The sequence below is a fragment of the Peptoniphilus indolicus ATCC 29427 genome (assembly GCF_000227315.1).
GTDB lineage: Bacteria > Bacillota > Clostridia > Tissierellales > Peptoniphilaceae > Peptoniphilus > Peptoniphilus indolicus.
In genome coordinates this window covers 868,627-872,829 of the sequence record NZ_JH165061.1, presented here as the reverse complement: position 1 = coordinate 872,829, position 4,203 = coordinate 868,627, and the positions used below count along the sequence as shown (strand labels likewise).

The 4,203-nt window shown below is 33.1% G+C and carries 2 protein-coding genes, 10 tRNA genes and 1 pseudogene; all 13 read right to left on the bottom strand.

Annotated features, from left to right (window positions below):
* Positions 1-12: 12 nt before the first annotated feature.
* Positions 13-88: transfer RNA gene (locus HMPREF9129_RS03975), tRNA-Phe, on the bottom strand.
* Positions 89-122: 34 nt separating this feature from the next.
* Positions 123-199, bottom strand: a tRNA-Ile gene (locus HMPREF9129_RS03970).
* Between the two features lie 7 nt (positions 200-206).
* Positions 207-297 (bottom strand) — tRNA-Ser (locus tag HMPREF9129_RS03965).
* Between the two features lie 95 nt (positions 298-392).
* Positions 393-983, bottom strand: coding sequence for an IS30 family transposase (locus HMPREF9129_RS10945; RefSeq protein WP_218563714.1), 591 nt, complete (start codon positions 981-983; stop codon positions 393-395).
* Positions 980-1,120: pseudogene (locus HMPREF9129_RS12780) on the bottom strand (helix-turn-helix domain-containing protein); the annotation flags it as partial. The pseudogene HMPREF9129_RS12780 and the gene HMPREF9129_RS10945, both read right to left, overlap by 4 nt.
* A gap of 165 nt (positions 1,121-1,285) precedes the next feature.
* Positions 1,286-3,082 (bottom strand): homoserine O-acetyltransferase/O-succinyltransferase family protein, encoded by a 1,797-nt coding sequence (locus tag HMPREF9129_RS03955; RefSeq protein WP_004820580.1) that lies wholly within the window; start codon positions 3,080-3,082, stop codon positions 1,286-1,288.
* A gap of 478 nt (positions 3,083-3,560) precedes the next feature.
* A tRNA-Ser gene (locus HMPREF9129_RS03950) sits at positions 3,561-3,649 on the bottom strand.
* 4 nt (positions 3,650-3,653) lie between these two features.
* Positions 3,654-3,729: transfer RNA gene (locus HMPREF9129_RS03945), tRNA-Lys, on the bottom strand.
* Positions 3,730-3,748: 19 nt separating this feature from the next.
* Positions 3,749-3,824, bottom strand: a tRNA-Gln gene (locus tag HMPREF9129_RS03940).
* A 9-nt stretch (positions 3,825-3,833) separates the two neighbouring features.
* Positions 3,834-3,910, bottom strand: a tRNA-Arg gene (locus tag HMPREF9129_RS03935).
* 6 nt (positions 3,911-3,916) lie between these two features.
* Positions 3,917-3,990: transfer RNA gene (locus HMPREF9129_RS03930), tRNA-Gly, on the bottom strand.
* Between the two features lie 24 nt (positions 3,991-4,014).
* Positions 4,015-4,090 (bottom strand) — tRNA-Thr (locus HMPREF9129_RS03925).
* 12 nt (positions 4,091-4,102) lie between these two features.
* Positions 4,103-4,187: transfer RNA gene (locus HMPREF9129_RS03920), tRNA-Tyr, on the bottom strand.
* Positions 4,188-4,203 lie beyond the last annotated feature (16 nt).

The window sequence follows — 4,203 nt, the reverse complement described above, 5'->3', positions numbered from 1 at the left end:
TATTGTATCCTTTGGTGCCCAGAGCCGGAATCGAACCAGCGACACGAGGATTTTCAGTCCTCTGCTCTACCGACTGAGCTATCTGGGCAAATGGTTTGGGTTATTATATTTAAAAAATATAATGGTGGGCCTTCGGGGACTCGAACCCAGGACCTACCGGTTATGAGCCGGGCGCTCTAACCAACTGAGCTAAAGGCCCAAACCATTGGCGGAGAAGGAGGGATTTGAACCCTCGCGGCCCTTTCGAACCCTACTCCCTTAGCAGGGGAGCCTCTTCAGCCACTTGAGTACTTCTCCAATCCATCTTAACGACGAATTACTTTAACTATTATAATAAACACTTATCATCTTGTCAACACTTTTTGAAAATTTTTTAAAATTAATCTTTTATCCTAAATTGCAATATCAAATTGAACTATTTCTCCCAAAATATCAACTAACCCTAATTTATTAAGTTCTTCTACAAAAACTTCTATAGGCGTTCGGTAATTTAGGATTTTTCTTGGTAAATTATTCATCCAGTTCATTATTTTTAAATAGTGGTCTTCATCGTAGTTTAATAAGGATTTTCCTTTTGGAAGGAATCTTCTTATTAGGCTATTATGTTTTTCGTTACTTCCTCTTTCTTGTAGGTTATTTTGATGGCAATAGTATATATCTCTAACTAAGCTATTTTCTAGTTTTGTTAAGTTAGCAAATTCTAATCCATTATCACTTGTTATGCTTTTGAATATTGCTGTGGAGTTTTCTAGTTTTGATAGTAATTTTTCTAATTTTTCATTAACTGATGATGAATTTTTTGTTGCAATTTTTAGTATTATTTCCATCCTTGTTTTTCTTTCTGTTATAGTAATTAAAGCCAGTTCTTCTTTATTTTTCTTTGAAACAATTGTATCTATTTCCCAATTGCCAAAGCTTGACCTTTCTTCTATTTCTAAAGGTCTTTCTTCTATTCTTTTTCCGAGGTTTCTTTTACTTTTTATAGTTCTTTTTCTTTATCATTTTTAATTTGGCGGACTTTTCCTCGTTTTAATTCATTTCTGATTGTATTTGAAGATCTATTGAGTTCTTTAGCTATCTTGTACGCAGAATAGCCTTTATTGTGTAAAAGCTGAATTTGTCTTCTTTCTAAATCATTTTAATGTTTATTTTTTCTTGAATTTGTTATAGTATTATTATATTCCATAGTCATCACCTTTTGGTTTTTTGTTTTTGGTGAATCAATTATACCAAATGTGATTTACTATGGATTTTTTTAGTTCAATTTCATTTTACAATTAACCAATTAATCTTTTATTATTGTACCTTCCCCATCAGGGTTATTTGTATTTAAAATTCTTATAGTTATATTCTTATTCTTTACAGGTTCTATAGCATCTCTTTGATACACTTGAGCTCCTGAGTCAATTATATCTGTAAGTTCTTTATAATTCATACTTTTAATTACCTTAGCATCTGCATTCACCCTTGGGTCGTCAGTCATTATACCATTCACATCAGTCCAATTTTCATATATTTCTGAATCTAATGCACTAGCTATGATGGAGCCAGTATAATCCGAGCCACCTCTTTTAAATGTCCTTATATTTCCCAGCTCATCACTTCCATAAAACCCTGGTACAACAACTTTAGATTTAGAGTTAATTATATTTGATATTCTTTCATAACTCTTTTCAAAATTTACATTATATTTTTCATCAAATATAATAATATCTTTTGCATCTATAAACTCATAATTCAAATAATTAGCCATTATTTTTGCATTTAAGTATTCTCCTCTACTTACTATAAAATCTTTTGATGTAGAGCCTTCTATGGCTTTAAATACAACATCAATTTCAGGAGTACATTTCTCTTCTATGCCTAAGTCTTTTGAAATTTCATAAAAACGAGTTTTCAACTCAGATAAGTTTTCATTTAAATCATCATTCTTTTTTAATAACTCAATTTCCAATTTCTTAATTAGCTTTTCAATATCCTTTGTTTCTGTATTTAACTCAGCAACATTTATTAATCTATCAGTAACTTTTACATCTTCGTTATATCTTTTGCCTGGCGCTGAAACCACAACAACATCGCTTTCACTTTTTGATGTAATTATGTTTTTAACTTTTGAAAATTGTTTTGCATTACTTAATGATGAACCACCAAATTTAGCAACTTTTTTATTTTTAATTTCTTCAATATTGTAAGGAGTTTCTTGGTATACACAATAATTTAACCAATTTGAAAAAAATAAATTTCCAGCCGACCTCCAAGTTACTTTTATTCCCTTTGATATATCATTTTCTTTATAATAATTTACAGGCATATCAATTTTTATATTTTTATCTAAATCTCTTCTATATTCATTATTTAAAGTATCTTTGTCATATTCCCAATGTCCAAAATTGAATACAAACCTATAATCTTCGCTCGTTATAAGTCCTACTCCAGTATCTTCTCTTTCAGCTAAAATATTCAGCTCATCTATATCTTTTAATTGCTCAGATTTTACATAAGTATATCTTGAAGTTGGAACGCTAAATTCATCATCAAATCCTTTTAATATCTTATCGTCTTTTTTCTTTTCAAACTCAAACACTCCAAAAATCTTATTTTCTGACAAATTGTGTTCCACGTTGTAATAATGGTATAGCGCAGCTTGTGCTGACCAACATATAAACATAGTTGAAAATACATTTTCTTTGGCGTAGTCTAAAATTTCTTTTAATTCATCCCAATATATAATCTTTTCATATTCTAACTTTTCAACAGGTGCTCCTGTTATAATCATTGCGTCGTATTTTTCATGTTTTATTTCATTAAATGTCTTATAAAACTTATTCAAATGCTCAGCTTCTATATTTTTAGGCTCATAAGACCCCATTCTTATTAAATTTATATTGATTTGTAAAGATGTGTTAGAAAGCATTTTTATGAGTTGTAACTCAGTTTCTTTTTTCTTAGGCATAAGATTTACAATCGCCACTTTCAACGGTCTTATGTCTTGACTGGACGCTCTTTGTTCGTCCATTGTAAATATTCTTTCTCTTTTTAACGTTTCTTCTCCAATTAAATCTTTAGGTATTATTAATGGCATCTTATCCTCCAAAACTTATCATCTATAGTCTATTTTATTTTTATTATCTTTTAAATTTAAAACAATAAAAAAGAGCCTTCACATAAGGACGAAAGCTCGTGTTACCACCTTAATTTTTCATTAGCTTGCACTAATAAACTCAATAGGTATCTATCAATACCCTCTGCTGTAACGGGCAATCCCGTACTCACCTAACAATAAGCTTAGCAAGTCCATAAAAAGGCCATGTTCCCAATTTCAAAATCTACTTCTTTCACCACAACGAAGCTCTCTGTAATCTTTTTAGAAAGGTACTCTTCTTTTTGTACGTTTATTTAAAAATCATTTTAATGTATGTTAGCATTTTATTTTTTTGAGTCAATGCTTTGAACAATGGTTTTTATGTGTTGCCAGTCATAGCTAAAATGAATATATTTAACCACTAATAATAGATCATAAAATAAAAAAGATTTGAAGTATTTATACTTCAAATCTCTAATGGCGGAGAAGGTGGGATTCGAACCCACGTGGGCTTGCACCCTAACGGTTTTCAAGACCGCCCCGTTATGACCACTTCGGTACCTCTCCAAATTGGTGACCCATGCGCGATTCGAACGCGCGACACCTTGATTAAAAGTCAAGTGCTCTACCGGCTGAGCTAATGGGTCATAATATTTAGTTTTAAATTGGCTGGGGCGGCAGGACTCGAACCTACGCATGTCAGAGTCAAAGTCTGATGCCTTACCGACTTGGCTACGCCCCAATAAAATTGTGGTGCACCCAGGAGGATTCGAACCCCCGGCACACGGATTAGAAGTCCGTTGCTCTATCCAACTGAGCTATGGGTGCCAATAATGGAGCGGGTGAAGGGAATCGAACCCTCGCAACCAGCTTGGAAGGCTGGGGCTCTACCACTGAGCTACACCCGCGAATCAATTGTTCTTTTTGTCTGTTGGAGCTGGTGAGAGGACTTGAACCCCCAACCTACTGATTACAAGTCAGTTGCTCTACCAATTGAGCTACACCAGCAAGATATTAAATTGGTGGAGGAGAGTGGATTTGAACCACTGAAAGCGAAGCTAACGGATTTACAGTCCGTCCCCTTTGGCCACTCGGGAACTCCTCCATAATATTGGCGACCT